18 protein-coding genes and 1 pseudogene are annotated in these 15,652 nt (G+C 60.1%); 11 read left to right on the forward strand and 8 right to left on the reverse strand.

Annotation, left to right across the window (positions count from 1 at the left end; all coding sequences use genetic code 11):
- Positions 1-2: 2 nt before the first annotated feature.
- Genes cobA through AC1MGT_RS18845 form a run of 6 tightly spaced genes read right to left on the reverse strand, consistent with a single transcriptional unit; the run spans position 3 to position 5,979 of the window.
- Positions 3-722, reverse strand: coding sequence for a uroporphyrinogen-III C-methyltransferase (gene cobA / locus AC1MGT_RS18820; protein WP_499501551.1), 720 nt, complete (start codon positions 720-722; stop codon positions 3-5).
- Between the two features lie 16 nt (positions 723-738).
- Entirely contained in the window at positions 739-2,064 is a 1,326-nt protein-coding gene (locus AC1MGT_RS18825; protein ID WP_499501553.1) for a sulfate adenylyltransferase subunit 1, read from the reverse strand.
- Complete coding sequence (cysD, locus tag AC1MGT_RS18830) at positions 2,064-2,996, reverse strand: sulfate adenylyltransferase subunit CysD (protein WP_499501554.1); 933 nt, start codon at positions 2,994-2,996, stop codon at positions 2,064-2,066. The genes AC1MGT_RS18825 and cysD overlap by 1 nt, the downstream gene beginning before the upstream one ends.
- 24 nt (positions 2,997-3,020) lie before the next feature.
- Positions 3,021-3,737, reverse strand: coding sequence for a phosphoadenylyl-sulfate reductase (locus AC1MGT_RS18835; RefSeq protein WP_499501555.1), 717 nt, complete (start codon positions 3,735-3,737; stop codon positions 3,021-3,023).
- 9 nt (positions 3,738-3,746) lie between these two features.
- Positions 3,747-4,298 (reverse strand): DUF934 domain-containing protein, encoded by a 552-nt coding sequence (locus AC1MGT_RS18840; protein WP_499501556.1) that lies wholly within the window; start codon positions 4,296-4,298, stop codon positions 3,747-3,749.
- A complete protein-coding gene (locus AC1MGT_RS18845) occupies positions 4,291-5,979 on the reverse strand; it encodes a nitrite/sulfite reductase (protein WP_499501557.1) in 1,689 nt (562 codons plus the stop codon). Before AC1MGT_RS18845 ends, AC1MGT_RS18840 begins: the two co-directional genes overlap by 8 nt.
- A 165-nt stretch (positions 5,980-6,144) precedes the next feature.
- Here AC1MGT_RS18845 and AC1MGT_RS18850 point away from each other — a divergent pair, with 165 nt between their 5' ends.
- From AC1MGT_RS18850 to AC1MGT_RS18875, 6 genes are all read left to right on the forward strand, one after another.
- Positions 6,145-7,083, forward strand: a complete 939-nt coding sequence (locus AC1MGT_RS18850) for a CysB family HTH-type transcriptional regulator (RefSeq protein WP_332533543.1) — start codon at positions 6,145-6,147, stop codon at positions 7,081-7,083.
- Positions 7,084-7,112: 29 nt separating this feature from the next.
- Positions 7,113-7,781, forward strand: a complete 669-nt coding sequence (locus tag AC1MGT_RS18855; protein ID WP_499501558.1) for a class I SAM-dependent methyltransferase — start codon at positions 7,113-7,115, stop codon at positions 7,779-7,781.
- A gap of 2 nt (positions 7,782-7,783) precedes the next feature.
- The gene (locus AC1MGT_RS18860; RefSeq protein ID WP_499501560.1) at positions 7,784-8,302 is read left to right on the forward strand and encodes a GNAT family N-acetyltransferase; all 519 of its coding nucleotides are present in this window, start codon (positions 7,784-7,786) and stop codon (positions 8,300-8,302) included.
- A 30-nt stretch (positions 8,303-8,332) separates the two neighbouring features.
- Positions 8,333-8,779, forward strand: coding sequence for a YaiI/YqxD family protein (locus tag AC1MGT_RS18865; RefSeq protein WP_499501561.1), 447 nt, complete (start codon positions 8,333-8,335; stop codon positions 8,777-8,779).
- A gap of 151 nt (positions 8,780-8,930) precedes the next feature.
- Positions 8,931-9,500: a hypothetical protein gene (locus tag AC1MGT_RS18870; protein WP_499501562.1), complete on the forward strand. Its 570-nt coding sequence runs from the start codon at positions 8,931-8,933 to the stop codon at positions 9,498-9,500.
- 133 nt (positions 9,501-9,633) lie between these two features.
- Positions 9,634-9,924, forward strand: coding sequence for a hypothetical protein (locus AC1MGT_RS18875; RefSeq protein ID WP_499501563.1), 291 nt, complete (start codon positions 9,634-9,636; stop codon positions 9,922-9,924).
- Between the two features lie 116 nt (positions 9,925-10,040).
- Here the strand turns inward: AC1MGT_RS18875 and AC1MGT_RS18880 are convergent, their stop codons facing one another.
- Positions 10,041-10,934, reverse strand: coding sequence for a LysR family transcriptional regulator (locus AC1MGT_RS18880; protein ID WP_499501564.1), 894 nt, complete (start codon positions 10,932-10,934; stop codon positions 10,041-10,043).
- A gap of 146 nt (positions 10,935-11,080) precedes the next feature.
- On the opposite strand from AC1MGT_RS18880, the gene AC1MGT_RS18885 reads away from it, so the two are divergent.
- Both AC1MGT_RS18885 and AC1MGT_RS18890 read left to right on the forward strand, forming a co-directional pair.
- Positions 11,081-11,518, forward strand: coding sequence for a PACE efflux transporter (locus AC1MGT_RS18885; RefSeq protein ID WP_499501565.1), 438 nt, complete (start codon positions 11,081-11,083; stop codon positions 11,516-11,518).
- 347 nt (positions 11,519-11,865) lie between these two features.
- Positions 11,866-13,043 (forward strand): IS3 family transposase gene (locus AC1MGT_RS18890; protein WP_499500736.1). Its coding sequence is split into 2 segments (ribosomal slippage): positions 11,866-12,133 and positions 12,133-13,043, totalling 1,179 coding nucleotides; the frame shifts between segments, so codons are not numbered across the junction.
- 3 nt (positions 13,044-13,046) lie between these two features.
- Here the strand turns inward: AC1MGT_RS18890 and AC1MGT_RS18895 are convergent.
- Positions 13,047-13,316 (reverse strand): hypothetical protein, encoded by a 270-nt coding sequence (locus AC1MGT_RS18895; RefSeq protein WP_499501566.1) that lies wholly within the window; start codon positions 13,314-13,316, stop codon positions 13,047-13,049.
- A gap of 414 nt (positions 13,317-13,730) precedes the next feature.
- On the opposite strand from AC1MGT_RS18895, the pseudogene AC1MGT_RS18900 reads away from it, so the two are divergent.
- The 3 genes and pseudogenes from AC1MGT_RS18900 to AC1MGT_RS18910 form a co-directional block, all read left to right on the forward strand.
- A pseudogene (locus AC1MGT_RS18900) lies at positions 13,731-14,423 on the forward strand (IS1595 family transposase); the annotation flags it as partial.
- Positions 14,424-14,603: 180 nt separating this feature from the next.
- Positions 14,604-15,296, forward strand: a complete 693-nt coding sequence (locus AC1MGT_RS18905) for a recombinase family protein (protein ID WP_499504321.1) — start codon at positions 14,604-14,606, stop codon at positions 15,294-15,296.
- Positions 15,297-15,368: 72 nt separating this feature from the next.
- Positions 15,369-15,530 carry a recombinase zinc ribbon domain-containing protein gene (locus AC1MGT_RS18910; RefSeq protein WP_499504322.1) on the forward strand — a complete coding sequence of 54 codons (162 nt, stop codon included), beginning with the start codon at positions 15,369-15,371 and terminating at the stop codon, positions 15,528-15,530.
- Positions 15,531-15,652 lie beyond the last annotated feature (122 nt).

Consider the following 15,652-nt stretch of genomic DNA (forward strand, 5'->3'; position numbering starts at 1 on the left):
AATCAATCCGGCTGGTGCTCGCGCCGCGCCAGCGCCTCACCCATCATGACCAGCACTGGCCCATGGCCAGGCTCCAGCCCACGCGCCAGGTCCGTCAGCGTCAAACGCAGGATGCGTTGATCGGCGCGACTGCAATTTTCCACCACGACCACCGGCAGGTCGGCACGCCGACCTTCGGCCAGTAGCCGTTCTGCAGTGGCAGCGGCCTCGCGCCCGCCCATGTACTGGACCAGCGTATCGGTTTCGGGCAAAGCAGGATGGTCCGGTTCATCGGGCGCGGTGCTCGACGTGAAGAACGCCACGCTGCGCGCCACACCACGTTTGGTCAGCGGCTGCTTGGTGGCTGCCGCGGCAGCGACGGCGGTGGTAATCCCCGGTACGACTTCGACCTCGATCCCTTCGGCTTCGAGTGCCCGCAATTCTTCATCGGCGCGGCCAAACAGCATCGGATCACCGCCTTTGAGGCGCACGACCAGCGCATACTTGTGCGCGCACTCCACTAACTGGCCGTTGATCAGCGTCTGCGCCATCGATCGCTGCCCCGAGCGCTTGCCGACCGAAATTTTATCGGCCCGCTCGCACAGCGCCAGCATCTCGGGCGTCACCAGCGCGTCGTACAGCACCACGTCGGCGGCTGCCAGCAGGCGCGCGCCGCGCACCGTGATCAGGTCGGCCGCGCCGGGGCCTGCTCCCACCAGATAAACTTTGCCCAGTGCCGCCATACCGCCCCTTTGTTGTTTACGCGTCGATGCGGATCATACCTGCGGCCACAGTCTGGTGGGTGACTTCGTCGATCAGGATGAAGGCGCCAGTCGCGCGGATCGCGTCGTAGGCATCGGCCGCCAGCGGCTGCTGGACGGTCAGTTGCACGCGTGCGATGTCGTTGAGCTTCAGGCCCTCGGCCGGATGGCGCTCTTGCGTGTTCACGTCCAGCAGCGTGTCGATGCGCGCGAACTTGGCCGCCGTCTGGCGCGTGCCGTGTTTGAGCCAATACTTGCGGCGCAGGTCCAGCGGCTCGTCGGCCATCCAGCAGACATCGGCCGTGACTTGCTTGAGCAAGGTCGCCGGCTGCGCGCTACCGGCCAGCATGTCGCCGCGCGAGACATCCACGTATTCGTTCAGCACCAGCGTGACCGACTGGCCGGTCGTTGCCGACTGCAGCGAGCCGTCGAACGTGACGATCTCCTTGACCGTCGCGCTCTGGCCGGACGGCTGAACGACCAGCGTATCGCCCACGTTCACGACGCCCGATTCGATGCGGCCCATGTAGCCACGGAAGTCCTTGGCCGCATGGCCGTTGTGGCGCGCCACCAGCTGTACCGGGAAGCGGAAGGGCGCGCTGTGCGCTTCGTCGTAGACCGACAGCGATTCGAGCAGGTCGATCAGCGTCGGGCCGCTGTACCACGGCGTGTTCGTCGATTTTTCCACCACGTTGTCGCCAGTGAGCGCCGACAGGGGAATCGCCGTGATGTCCTTCAGGCCCAGCGACGTCGCAAACTTCTGGTACTCGGCCACGATACGGTCATAGATCGCCTGGTCGTAGCCGATCAGATCCATCTTGTTGACAGCCACCACGACGTGTTCAATCTGCAGCAGTTTCGCGATCGTCGAGTGGCGTTTGGTCTGCGTGAGCAGGTCGACGCCGCCGTCTTCGCGCAGCGTCACTTTCGACACGTCGATCAGGATGATGACGGCGTCGGCAGTCGATGCGCCCGTGACCATATTGCGCGTGTACTGCTCGTGGCCCGGCGTGTCGGCGATGATGAACTTGCGCTTGGGCGTGGCGAAGTAGCGGTAGGCCACGTCGATCGTGATGCCCTGTTCGCGCTCGGCTTCGAGGCCGTCGGTCAGCAGCGACAGGTCGATCGTGTCGCCCACGGTGCGCTTGTGCTTGGCGCGCGAGACGGCGGCCAGCTGGTCGGCGAAGATGCCCTTGCTGTCAAACAGCAGGCGGCCGATCAGCGTGCTCTTGCCATCGTCGACCGAGCCGGCGGTGATGAAGCGCAGCAGTGAGCGGTTGGCTTTGGTGTCGCCGTTGGCGTTGAGGTCAGTCATGGCGTTCATCAGAAGTATCCTGCTTTCTTGCGTTTTTCCATCGAGGCTTCGGAGGTCTGGTCATCCATGCGTGTGGCGCCCCGCTCAGTGATGTCGGTAATCGCCGTCTCGGCAATGATGTCGGCCAGCGAATCGGCGCTGGAGGCCACCGGGCAGGTGCACGAGATGTCGCCCACGGTCCGGAAGCGCACGGTGCGGTTCTCGACCGTCTCGCCCTCGCGCGCCGGGGTCAGGGGCGTAAGTGGTACCAGCAGGCCATTGCGTTCGATGACGTCGCGCTGGTGCGCGAAATAGATCGACGGCAGCGCCAGTTTCTCGCGGGCGATGTATTGCCACACATCGAGCTCGGTCCAGTTCGAGATCGGGAACACGCGCATGTTTTCGCCCGGATGGACGCGGGTGTTATACAGGTCCCACAGTTCGGGGCGCTGGGCTTTCGGGTCCCACTGGCCGAACTCGTCGCGGAACGAAAAGATGCGTTCCTTGGCGCGGGCTTTTTCTTCGTCGCGGCGTGCCCCGCCGATGCAGGCGTCGAAGCCGTGTTCGGCGATGGTTTCCAGCAGCGTGACGGCCTGGGCCGCATTGCGCGAATCGGTGGCCGGGTTGCGCAGGCGCACCGTGCCGCGGCGGATCGATTCTTCGACGCTGCCGACGATCAGGCGCTCGCCCAGCTCAGCGGCGCGGGCGTCGCGGAAGGCAATCACCTCGTCGAAATTATGGCCGGTGTCGATGTGCACGAGCGGGAACGGGAAGCTGCCCGGGCGGAAGGCTTTTTCGGCCAGGCGCAGCAGGACGACCGAGTCCTTGCCGCCCGAGAACAGCAGGGCGGGGTTGCTGCATTCGGCGGCCACTTCGCGCAGGATGTGGATCGCTTCGGACTCCAGCGCGTCCAGGTGGGCGGCGTTTACTTCGTTAAAGATGCTCTCGGTAACAGATGTCATGGCGGTGCCTGTTGTTGTTGTGGCTTAGGCAGCCACGGATTTGATGCGGATAAGTTTGCCGTCAACCACGTGCAACCCGCATTCCTTCGATTCCGGGTTTTCCCACCACCAGCGGCCGGCGCGCACATCTTCGCCGGGCTGCACGGCGCGGGTGCACGGTTCGCAGCCGATCGACGGGAAGCCACGGTCGTGCAGCGCGTTGTATGGTACTTGATGCGTGCGCAGATACTCCCAGACGTTCTCTTCGCTCCAGTCCGTCAACGGATTGAACTTCTGGATGGCGTGGCCCAGATCGTCTTCCTGCACCGCCAGTTCGGCGCGCGTGGCCGACTGCGCGCGGCGCTGGCCCGTGATCCAGGCACGCTTGCCGGCCAGTGCGCGACCGAGCGGCTCGACCTTGCGGATGCGGCAGCATTCCTTGCGCATGTCCACGCTCTCGTAGAACGCGTTCAGGCCGTTCTGCGTGACGTAGCGCTCGACCGCCAGCGGGTCGGGGCGGAACAGGGCGATATCGTAGTCGTACGTTTCCTTGACGCGATCGATCATCGCCAGCGTTTCGGCATGCAGCCGGCCTGTCTCGAGCGAGAAGATCGCAATCGGCAATTCGGCCTTCAGGATCAGGTCGGTCAGCACCATGTCTTCGGCCGCCAGGCTCGATGCGAACACGGCTGGCGTGAAATCACGGGCAATACGTTCCAGGATCGCGCTGGTCTCGGCCACGCGACGATGCAGATCGCTCATGAAGGGCTCCTAGCTGGCAACGTCGCCTGACGGCGCCGGGGTTTCCCGTGGCACGCGGCGGAACAACGGCACCGGATTGTCGATCGACGCCTGGTAGGTTTCCGAAAACACCGACAAGCCCTTGAGCGCATCGTGGATGCTGCGATCCTGGCGGGTGGCAAATGCATCGAAGCCGCAGCGCTGCATCTGGAACAGCTGGTCGCGCAGCACGTCGCCGATGGCGCGCAGTTCGCCCGTCCAGCCAAGGCGCCGGCGCAGATTGAAGGCCGTCGAGTAGCCACGGCCATCGGTGAACTTCGGGAAGTCGATCGCGATGACCGCAAAGCGGCCCAGATCGTCCTTGATGCTCTCCGCGCGCTCGTCCGGTGCCAGCCATACGCCGAGTTCCGCGCGCGTCTCCAGCGCAGCGCGCTGGGCCAGCCAGACGGTCAGCGGCACGATGATCTTGCCGTCCGGGACGTTAACCGTCTCGGGCGTGTCGGTTTCTGCAAGACGCAGCACGCTCCAGTCGTCGGCGACGACGTCGCGGCCCTTGATGATCTGTGGGTGAGCGTCAAGCATACTGATCTTCCTTCGCGGGTTCGCCGACCGGAATCGGCGTGGCATACAGATGTTCCTTGAATGGGGCAATGCCGAGGCGGCCCACGGTGTCGACGAAGCGCTCACCCTCGATCCGACACTGCACATACGTCTCGAGCAAGCGCCCGATTACTTCCGGCATTTGCGGCGCCGAGAACGACGGCCCGATGATCTTGCCGATGGCCGAGGTGTTGCCCTGCGCGCCGCCGACCGACACCTGGTACCACTCGCTGCCATCCTTGTCCACGCCCAGGATGCCGATATTGCCGACGTGGTGGTGGCCGCAGGCATTGATGCAGCCCGAGATATTCAGTTCGATGTCGCCGATGTCGTGCTGGAAGTCCAGGTCGTCGAAGCGCTCGGCAATCGCCGCGGCAATCGGCAAGGACTTGGCATTGGCCAGCGAGCAATAGTCGCCGCCAGGGCAGGCAATGATGTCGGTCAGGAGGCCAATGTTCGGCGTGGCCAGGCCCTGCGATTTGAGCAATTGCCACAGCGCGAACAACTGGCTTTGCTCGACATCGGCCAGCACCAGGTTCTGCTCGTGCGTCACGCGCACTTCGCCAAAGCTGAACTGGTCGGCCAGGTCGGCCACGAAATCGAGTTGCCCGTCGGTGGCGTCGCCCGGCGGCACGCCGGTTTTTTTCAGCGACAGCAGCACGGCGGCGTAACCCGGCACCTTGTGTGGCTTGACGTTGCGATCGAGCCAGTTGGCAAACGGTTTGTTGTCTGGCTGCGACGCAGCCACGTCAATCGTCTCGAGCGTGCGGTAGGCGTGCGGCTGGAACCACTTGGCAACGCGGTCGAATTCTTCCTGCGTCAGCGTTTCAGGGCCATCCTTCAGGTCGGCCCATTCGGCTTCGACCTGGCGCGTGAATTCCTCGACGCCCATGGCTTTAAGCAAAATCTTGATGCGTGCCTTGTACTTGTTGTCGCGGCGACCGTTCTGGTTGTACACGCGCATCACGGCTTCGGTGTACGTCAGCAGGTGCTGCCACGGCAGAAATTCGCGGATGACGCTGCCCAGGATCGGCGTACGGCCCATGCCGCCACCAGCCATGAACTTGAAGCCGACTTCGCCTGCTTCGTTGTGCACAACCGTCAGACCGATATCGTGCACGGCGATGGCCGCGCGGTCTTCGACGGCGCCATTGATGGCGACCTTGAACTTGCGGGGCAGGGCGGCAAATTCCGGGTGGAAGGTGCTCCACTGGCGCAGGATCTCGGCAAACGGGCGCGGATCGATGATCTCATCGGCCGCCACGCCGGCGAATTCGTCGGTGGTGATGTTGCGGATGCAATTGCCCGAGGTCTGGATGGCGTGCATCTCGACCGAGGCCAGGTCGGTCAGGATGTCCGGCGTCTGCTCCAGCTCGATCCAGTTGTACTGGATGTTCTGGCGCGTGGTGAAGTGGCCGTAGCCGCGGTCGTAGGTGCGGGCGATGTGGCCGAACATGCGCACCTGGGCGCTCGACAGCAGGCCATAAGGCACGGCGACGCGCAGCATGTAGGCGTGGCGCTGCATGTACAGGCCGTTCTGCAGGCGCAGCGGGATGAATTCTTCTTCGAGCAACTCACCGCTCAGGCGGCGCGCCACCTGGTCGCGGTACTGGGCGATGCGCTCGCGCACGATGAGATGGTCGTACTGGTCGTAACGATACATGGGCTTGTTCCGGTAAGGGCGGATAGTGCACGCCCATTCAATAATGTTCCGATGATACGGAGATCGGCTTATATTCCAAACTACGGATAATTTATTTGCTTATATACGTAACCTGAATAAGCATCTTAAAATGCTGTTCGCAGATCCAACAAGAATATTTCCAGAATGAACCTCCATCAGCTGCGCTTCGTGCGCGAGGCCGTGCGCCAGAACTACAACCTGACCGACGCCGCCAAATCGCTGTTTACCTCGCAGCCGGGGGTCTCGAAGGCGATCATCGAGCTGGAAGAAGAGCTGGGCGTCGACATCTTCACGCGCCACGGCAAGCGCATTCGCGGCCTGACCGAGCCGGGCCGGCTGGTGCTGCAGTCGGTCGAGCTGATCATGCAGGAGATCGAAAGCCTCAAGCGCATCGGCAAGGAATACGCCGCCCACGACAGTGGCAGCTTCACGATTGCCACCACGCACACGCAGGCGCGCTACATGCTGCCGAAAGTGGTGCAGGCGTTCATGCAGAAGTACCCGAAGGTGCGCCTGTCGCTGCTCCAGGGCAATCCGAAGCAGATCGCCGACATGGTCAAGAGCGACCAGGCCGACCTGGCCATCGCCACCGAAGCCATCACGACGATCGACGGCCTGATCACGCTGCCGGCCTACCAGTGGGAACACGTGGTGGTGGCGCCGCCCGAGCACCCGCTGTTCAAGTCGCGGGCGATCTCGCTCGAAGAAATCGCCAGCTACCCGATCATCACGTATGATGCCGCCTTCGCCGGGCGCAGCAAGATCGATCACGCCTTCGGCCTGCGCGCCCTGAGCCCGGACGTCCTGCTGGAGGCGATCGACGCCGACGTGATCAAGACCTATGTCGAACTGGGCATGGGCATCGGCATCATCGCCGGCATGGCGTTCGACGCCGAGCGCGATCGCGGCCTGCGCGCGATCCCGGTCGGCCACCTGTTCGGCATGAACACGTCGCGCGTGGCGATCAAGCAGGGCGCCTACCTGCGCAGCTATGTGTACACCTTCATCGAACTGCTGACGCCGACACTGAATCGCAAGATGGTCGAATCGGCCATGCGCGGTGGGGACAATTACGAACTTTGATGCACAACGACATTTCAATGGAAACACCGATGGACAAGAATCCGGTTATCGCCTACTACGACAGCATTGCCGCTCACTATGACAACGCCGCCGCCGAGGTGGCCGACGAGCAGCTGGAAGACCTGGACGAAGCGCGCGAGCAAATTTCCACGCTGCTGGCCGGCCACCGCATCCTGGAGCTGGGCTGCGGCAGCGGCGCCTGGACCGAGGTGCTGGCCGAAACCGCCGAGTCGATCGTCGCCACCGACGCCAGCGCCGCAATGCTCGAGCTCGCGCAAATGCATGGCGAGGACCTGGACAATGTCGAATACCGCCTGATGGATGCACTGGCGCTCCCGGATGACTTGGGCACGGGGGACGACAAGTTCACGGCCGTGTTCCTGGGCGGCCTGTGGGCGCACCTGACCCGCAAGCAGCAGGACGATCTGCTGCAATCACTGAAAAAGCGCCTGGGCAAGGATGTGCTGCTGGTGCTGTTCGACGACAACTACGTCGAAGGCGATAGCGCCGTCACCGTGCGCACCGATTTGCTGGGCAACACCCACGAATTCCAGCTCGACGCCGACGGCAAGCAGCATGAACTCGTCAAGAACTACCCAACCGACAGCGCGCTGCGCAAGCGCGTGGGCGTGGCGGGACGCGAGATCCGCGTGGCGCGCTGGGAGTTTTACTGGGTGCTGACCTGCCGCTTGAAATGACCGTGTCTTTGCAGCCAGCCGACAGCCGCTTCACGGTCGAGCGTGCGACACGCGAGGATCAGGCGCTGTTGTTCCGCATGCTGCAGTTCTATTATTTCGAAGCGACCCAGTGGAGCGGCGAAGACTTGCTGGAAGATGGGCTGTACGAGTCCGATGCGGCTGGCGTGGCAAGCTACTGCGAGCCGGACGGCGTGGACGCAGCCTGGCTGTTGACGGTAGATGGTCAAGCAGCCGGTTTTGTTTTGGTCGAATCGATCCCGTTCGAAGGTGGCCAGATCCGGGAATTGGCCGACCTGTTCGTCATGCCGAAGTACCGCCGTCTCGGCCTGGCCGAGGCTGCGACGCGCAAGATCGTGCCGGGTCACGAAGGGCCGTGGTTGGTTTCGGTGTTTCGCAAGGATGAACGTGCGCTGCGTTACTGGCAGGGCGCCTTTGCGCGGCTGCCGTTCAGGTCGGTCCAGCCCGGGCCACACCATGCGCTTTTTCACCAGTTCATCATCAATGGTGATGTGCCCGACTGATCTTTCAAAACAACTTATTTCATTCTTATCATGCATATCTGGGTCGATGCCGATGCCTGTCCTGGCGTCATCAAGGATATCCTTTTTCGGGTAGCGGAGCGCACCCAGTTGCCCGTCACGCTCGTGGCCAATCAGTTGATGCGCGTGCCGGGCTCGCGCTTCATCCGCGCGCTGCAGGTGCCCGCAGGCGCCGATGTGGCCGATGCCGAGATCGTCGAGCGCGTGAGTCCGGGCGACATCGTCGTCACCGGCGACATTCCGCTGGCGGCGCTGGTGCTGGAGAAGGGCGGCCTGCCGCTCAATCCGCGCGGCGACTGGTACACGAAGGACACGATCGCGCAGCAACTGACGATGCGTGCCTTCATGGAAGAACTGCGTGGCAGCGGCGTCGATACGGGTGGGCCGGCGGCGTTCAGCCAGGCCGACAGCCGCAATTTTGCCAATGCCCTTGATCGCGCGCTGGCGAAGCGGAAATAAACCCTGTTTTGCCATGACAGGTCGGCCTGGATGTATATGCCCAGTATGACAGCGGCATGGAATCAATCCGGCCCGTAGATTCCGGTCGTGGCTTCTGGTAGGGTAGTCTGCTTGTACCTGCAATCTGCGCCAGTGGCGGAGCATCGTCCACTTGATCGACTTGTCATCCGGGGGAATCATGCCAGCCGTTTCAGTCAACGATCGCCGCATCCTGCTTACGTTGCTCGCGTTTGGTGCCGAAGCCGGCATCCTGGCATGGGAATATCTGAACGGTGGCGTTCGGTCCCACCACCTGCTGGCCAATCCGGATCTGCCCGCCGTCTCGAACTGGTGGGGACTGCTCCTGATCCCGCTGTTGACGTGGTGGACCATGACCCAGTTGCGCCGCCGCATTGAGAGCAGTGCTCAGTACAACGCGAAGGGGTTTGCAGCACTGGCCGCATTCGTGTGCGCTCTGGTGTATGGGCTCGCATTGTCGCTCCTGTTCTCGCACGGCAGCATGCTGGTCGACTATGCTTTCTTTGGTCTCCTTGCCCTGGCCCTGGTGCTGCGCCTGTGGCATGGAGAGTATGTGCTTGGATTCGTTTTCGGCATGGGGTTCGTGATCGGGCCGGTCTTGCCAGCACTATTCGGCGCCATGGTCGCGCTGTTTTCATGGGTGGTGCATACCGCGTGGCGCGTGCTGTGGCGCAAGGTCCGCGCCAGGCGCGGTCTGGCGTGACTGACCAGATCATCACCCCACCCAATAAATGTAAGCATTTGTTAAGTCGGTCAACAGCTTGGCGAGCTCATCGTTGATTGGTTAGTAGCATGGAAAACATGCACTTCCAAACCATCACCCAAGGAGCTGCACCATGAAAAAATTGACTGTTACCCTGATTGCGGGTCTGTTTGCCACCGCTGCCTTCGCCCAGACGCCAGCCACTTCGACGTCTTCAGCAACGTCAGAAGCACATGGCACGACGGACACCAAGACCCCGAAAGCCGCATTTGTCCCTAACGAGAATCTGAAGGGCAGCACGCAAACCGACGGCAAGCTGGTCAAGAAGGTCAGCAAGGACGATGCGAAAGCGGTAGCGCAAGCCGACAAGGAAGCCAAGGCGACGGCGAAAGCCGAGAGCAAGGGCGACGTCAAGGCAAAGTAAGGGCGCGGGGAGTGGTGCAAACCGGGACCCACAGAACACCTGTATCAGAGGCGGCCAGACCGGATCATCGTTTGGCCGCATGAAAAAACCCGCGAATGTCGCGGGTTTTTTACGCATCAACCCTCACCCTCGTGGTACTGCGCGAACAGCAGCCCCACGAAATCGACGACCGCCCTGACGCGCGCAGTCGTTCGCACCGTGCGATGCATCGAGAGCCAGATGGCCTGATCCAATTCGGGAATATGCGCAATTGCCGTGACGAGGCCATGGGCTTCGCTTGCCAGAAACGAGGCCAGCACACCCAGGCCGGCGCCATGCGTCACACCATCAAGGATGCCAAGGCCATAGCTGCAGCGCATCCAGGGTGCAGGCGCACCGGGCAACGCCCGTAACCACTGGTCGGACTGGAACTCGGCACGTGGCTCGTCGAAGCCCACGAATGGCACGCCTGTCCAGTTCTGGTTCGCTATGGCCTCGGCATAGCGCGTTGCGATCGCCTGACTGCCATACAGTCCAAACGACAGCGTGCCGACCTGGCGCGCCACGAGGTCGAGCTGTTCGGGCCGGTAAGGACGAATTGCGATATCGGCTTCGCGCCGTGCCAGGTTATAGGGCCGGTGGGAGGTAACGATCTCGACCTCCACATCGGGATAGGCGTCATGGAACGGTGCGAAGCGGGTCGTGAGGAAGTACGAGAGCCATTCGTCGGTATTGATGCGTACCACGCCCGACGCAGAACTTGCATTCTGCCGCGCCTGTGCATGCTCGACTTCCAGCGCAATATCGCTCATCTGTTCGGCCAGTGCGAACATGTCCACGCCAAACGTCGTTGGAACGCAACCACCTTGATGGCGCTCGACAAGCTTCTGGCCGACCGCTTCTTCGAGCTGGTCGAGCCTTCGCGACAGCGTGGCAGGGCTCAACCCAGCCCTTCGCGCCGCACCGCGCAAAGTGCCTTCCTGCGCAATGAGTGCCAGCAAGCGCAGGTCGTCCCAGTTCAACTGTTTCATATTTGCACCATGATGCCTCAGTTTCTTGGCTATGTGTGCATTTATCGACTATGGGATGATCTTGCCTTGCTTTACCGGTCCAGCGTTTGAACGTACTGCTCAACATCTGCCTGCCGTAAGCTCCACCAACAATAACAAGGATTTACATGCGTACATTCGCCGATCGCGTGCGCCACGCGCTTCTTTTCGAGGCGGTGGCGCTGGCCATCTTTATCCCGGGATCCGCAGTCCTGTTCGACCAGCCCGTGCAGGACATGGGCGTCATTGGCATTTTCTCGGCCACGATCGCCACACTCTGGAATTTCGTGTTCAACGTTGGATTTGACCGCGCCATGCTGCGTCTGCGCGGCAGCGTCGAAAAGACGATGGCGATTCGTGTCACGCATACCTTGCTGTTCGAAGCCGGCCTGGTTGCCATGCTGATCCCGCTGATCGCCTGGTATCTGGGGATTGGCTTGTGGGCTGCGCTACTGATGGATATTGCCATCGTGACGTTTTATCTGATCTACGGCTTTCTGTTCAATCTTGCATATGATCGCTTGTTCCCAGTCGCCAGTGTGGCGGCGTCCGCGCAGCCCTGCTGAATATCGCCGACTGCCCGCAACGTCTGGTTGGGATTGACGCGGCAACCCGCTGTATCGAGAAGCCGCGTTGTGATTGATTGGTAGAGAGACCTTGGCTGGGCAGTGGCCAGTCATGGTCCTTCACTAGCGCTGCGCAACAGCCGATGAGATCACCACCATATCGGCGAAGCGCGGGTCTGGCGCGTAGGTCATGAGCATGTCGTCGCCGAATTCGCCAAGATTGAATTCCATGGTGACTCGACCATCTCCCGACACGAATTTATACGGGGCGACAGCAAGAAGACTGTAGTGGTCTAATGTCTCCGGACACCTCGATAGGTGGATAATTCACCTTCGAAGGAGTTTACATGACCAGGCAGCGCCGCAATTTTGACCCTAGCTTCAAGCTTGAGGTCGTTCGAATGATCACAGAACAAGGCCTCAGCATTTCGCACGTCAGCCAGACGATGGACATTGGCGTTACCGCGATCCGTCGCTGGATGGAACAGTACGAGGCCGAGCAACAAGGCCAGCCAGGCATTGGCAAACCGTTGACGGCTGAGCAGCAGCGAATCCGTCAGTTGGAGCAGGAAAACCGTCAACTTCGTAGTGATGTGGACGTCTTAAAAAAGGCATCGGCCTTCTTTGCCCGCGAGCTCAAATGAGCTATCGGCTCATCGATGAGCTGCAAACGAAGGCCGTACCTGTCGCACAAACCTGTCGTCTCCTTGGTGTTAGCCGGGCTGGATTTTACGAAGCCAAGCGTCGTGCAACTGCGCCGATGTTTTGCAAAGCGAGCGTGCATTTGCGTGCCGCGTTCATGAGCAGCGGCCAAAGTTACGGCAGCCGTCGGCTTGTCACGGCACTGGCCAACAGAGGCCTGCAGGTCGGGCGTTACAAGGTGCGCCGCCTGATGCAACAGGCCTGCCTGAAGCCAGTCTGGAAGCGCAAATTCGTACACACAACCGACAGTAAGCATGCCCTGCCGGTTGCGCCGAACGTCCTTGCCCGACAGTTCAACCCGGCAGCGCCGAATCAGGCTTATGCCTCGGATATCACGTACATCCGTACTGGCGCAGGCTGGCTCTACTTGGCTGTCGTGCTCGACCTGTTCTCGCGCAGAGTCGTGGGCTGGGCAATGGCGCCGAGCATGCCAGCTGCCTTGGTTTGCGATGCCTTGCGTATGGCGATCCAAGCTCGGCGACCAGCGGCCGGACTGGTCGTCCACTCCGACCGCGGCAGCCAATATGCAAGCGACCAGTACCAAGCGTTGTTGACCGAGCATGGCTTCGTTTGCAGCATGAGCCGCAAAGGCAACTGCTGGGATAACGCCGTCGCTGAACGCTTCTTCTTAAATTTAAAGATGGAGCGTGTCTGGCAGCGCAATTATGCGAACCAAGCCGAAGCCAAGCTTGATGTGGCCAACTACATCGTCGGCTTCTACAACTGCGAGCGCTTGCATTCTGTATTGGGCAATCTGCCGCCCAGCGTCTATGAACGCGCAATGGCAGAGAAAGAACTTATCGTTGTGTCCGAAATTACTTGACCACTACAGACGCATTGGTTGCTGTTTATCGATCTTGGTATCGATCGTGCGGGTGCTTGGTCGTACTTTCAGGCGCCAGCCATTTATCAGATTGTAGGTTCCGGCAATTTGCCGGGCTTGTTCTTCCTGAATCCGAACCGGCTTTGCTGCTGCGCTGACAACCACTGACGTGAGTGGCGCCGTGTCACTTTGTGGATAAGGCCAAGACTGCGCGCCAGAAGTCGAGGCGAGAAGAAACAGGGTTGCGGGGAGCAAAACAGATGAAATGCGCATGATATTTCCTTATGAAATACAGGCAGAGGCGCCTGTTCTGGCGTTTGCGCAAAAAGGGCGTGATGCCTTGTCGTCGGGAAAACATTGACCACGTTTGAGGCTGTCGTGAGTCAGAATGGAGTTTAGGTCGGGTGCATTGAACGACAAGCGTAAAACTATGATCCTGACTAAATTGACTATTGGCTCAAAAAGTCAGATGCAAACGACATGACACGCGATTCGTCTGGTCGTTTCCAGATTCGTATCAAATCCAGAGAGCCGAGCGGTAATCTCGCGCAACGGCGAGGCAGCCGGTGTATATCCAATCAGGCTCGCAGCCATAAAAAAGGCGCAGTCAACATTAAATAGAGACTAGCTTTGAACTGATGAGTAGTCCGATGGTCCAACCCCTGTCCCGAGCGTCAGGAGTCGACCATGAAAGCGCCACGTTTCAAGGGCTGGTTCGCAAAACTGCCTTCACTGAACCAGCCGCAGCGCCGGCAAGTGCTGGATGCCCTGCATCCTGCAGCCGGACTCGATCAGGTGGTCGCGCTCATCGATGAGGTCAGAGCACCAGGCCGCTGCTGCCCCAAATGCGGCAACGAGCACTGCTATCGGCATGGTTTCGCCAACGACTTGCAGCGCTATCGTTGCTGTTCCTGCGGCCGCACCTTTAACGACCTCACCGGCACGCCCCTGGCGCGGCTCAGGCACAAAGCCAAATGGCTCGCGTATTCGCAGGTCCTGCTCGATTCACTCCCCGTGCGCAAGGCCGCAGATCGGGTGGGCGTACACCGCAACACCGCCTTTCGCTGGCGGCACCGCTTCCTGAATTGGGTCAAGCTCGACCGGCCCGCGCTGCTGAATGGCATCGTCGAGGCTGACGAAACATTTCTGCTCGAGTCAAAAAAAGGTTCGCGTACGCTTGATCGGCCACCGCGCCACCGCGGCGGCCATGCTGCCAAACGGGGCATTTCCAGCGAATTGGATTGCATCCTGGTCGCGCGCGACCGCGAAGGGCGCACCATCGATGCCGTTACCGGGCGCGGTGCGCTCAAGACTGCGCAACTCGAGCGTGACTTGCTACCCAGGCTCGACAGGCAGGCCCTGCTGGTAATCATGTGCAACAATAGGCCAGATCTAGAAAAGGACAAATGTGTGGCAGTAGCTTACTCGTACATACGTTTTTCATCTCCCGAACAGCGGTTTGGGGGACAGTCTGCGTCGGCAACAGGCCGAGAGCAACCGTTGGGCACAAGAACACGGGCTGGAGTTGGACACGTCGTTAAACATCAGTGACTTCAGAAAATCCGCCTACCGAGGAAAAAATGCACTGGAGGGGGATTAGGTGCCTTTCTAAACGCAGTGGAAAATGGAACCGTTGAAAAAGGATCATACCTCCTAGTTGAAAACCTAGATCGTCTGACGCGGATGGAACCTGGTGCAGCTTTTGCACTTTTACAGTCGATCGTCAGTCGAGGGATCACGGTCGTTACCCTTTCAGATAATAGGCAGTACACCGCAGAGAATCTTAACAGAGACATTTCGTCCCTGCTTATTAGCTTAATAACCATGCATCGAGCGCATGAGGAAAGCCGCATTAAGGGCGTGCGGGTACGGGCATCGTGGAGCAAGAAAAAACAAATTGACGCGCGTGCCGGCCTGCCGATAACAAATATGATCCCATTTTGGTTACGAATTATCGATGGGAAATTTGAGGTTATAGAAGCAAAAGCCGCTGTGATACGCCGTGTCTTTGCGTTAGCGACTGAAGAAGGCTTAGGGCAACGTGCAATAGTGACCCGCTTGAAAAAAGAGGGGTGCGCGACTATAGGTCGTATTGATCAATGGACAGAAACATCTGTACGTCGGATCATCCAAAACGTCGCTGTCATCGGGACGTATCAGCCGCGAGCAACGGACATGACAAATCCTGCAGAGCGACAAAATGACGGGGAACCGATTGAAAACTATTACCCCGCAGTCGTATCCTCACAGTAATTCTATTACGCACAGACACTACGTGAACGTGCACTTATTCCGCGCGGTCCGCGAGGTGAAAACTTAGGAACGATTTTTACTGGCTTAGTTTTCTGTGGTGGATGTGGTGCAACAATGCGACGTCAAGGGGCGTCTGCTAACGATGTATTTATCCGCTCACGTTGTTCGGCAAATTGCGGAGCGCCGTCGTGGAAATATGATGTTTTACATGTGTTAGTAATAGGTTTCTTTTAACACGATCTAATGCCTCATCTCGATAACAAAAAACCTTCCCAGCAAGCGCCGGCGGGTTGCAAAGCGAGCGTAGTAATAGTCAGCGCGCTCATTCTACATTGACCGACACTACCTTGCGCGTC

Source organism: Telluria sp. BA11 (assembly GCF_056680305.1).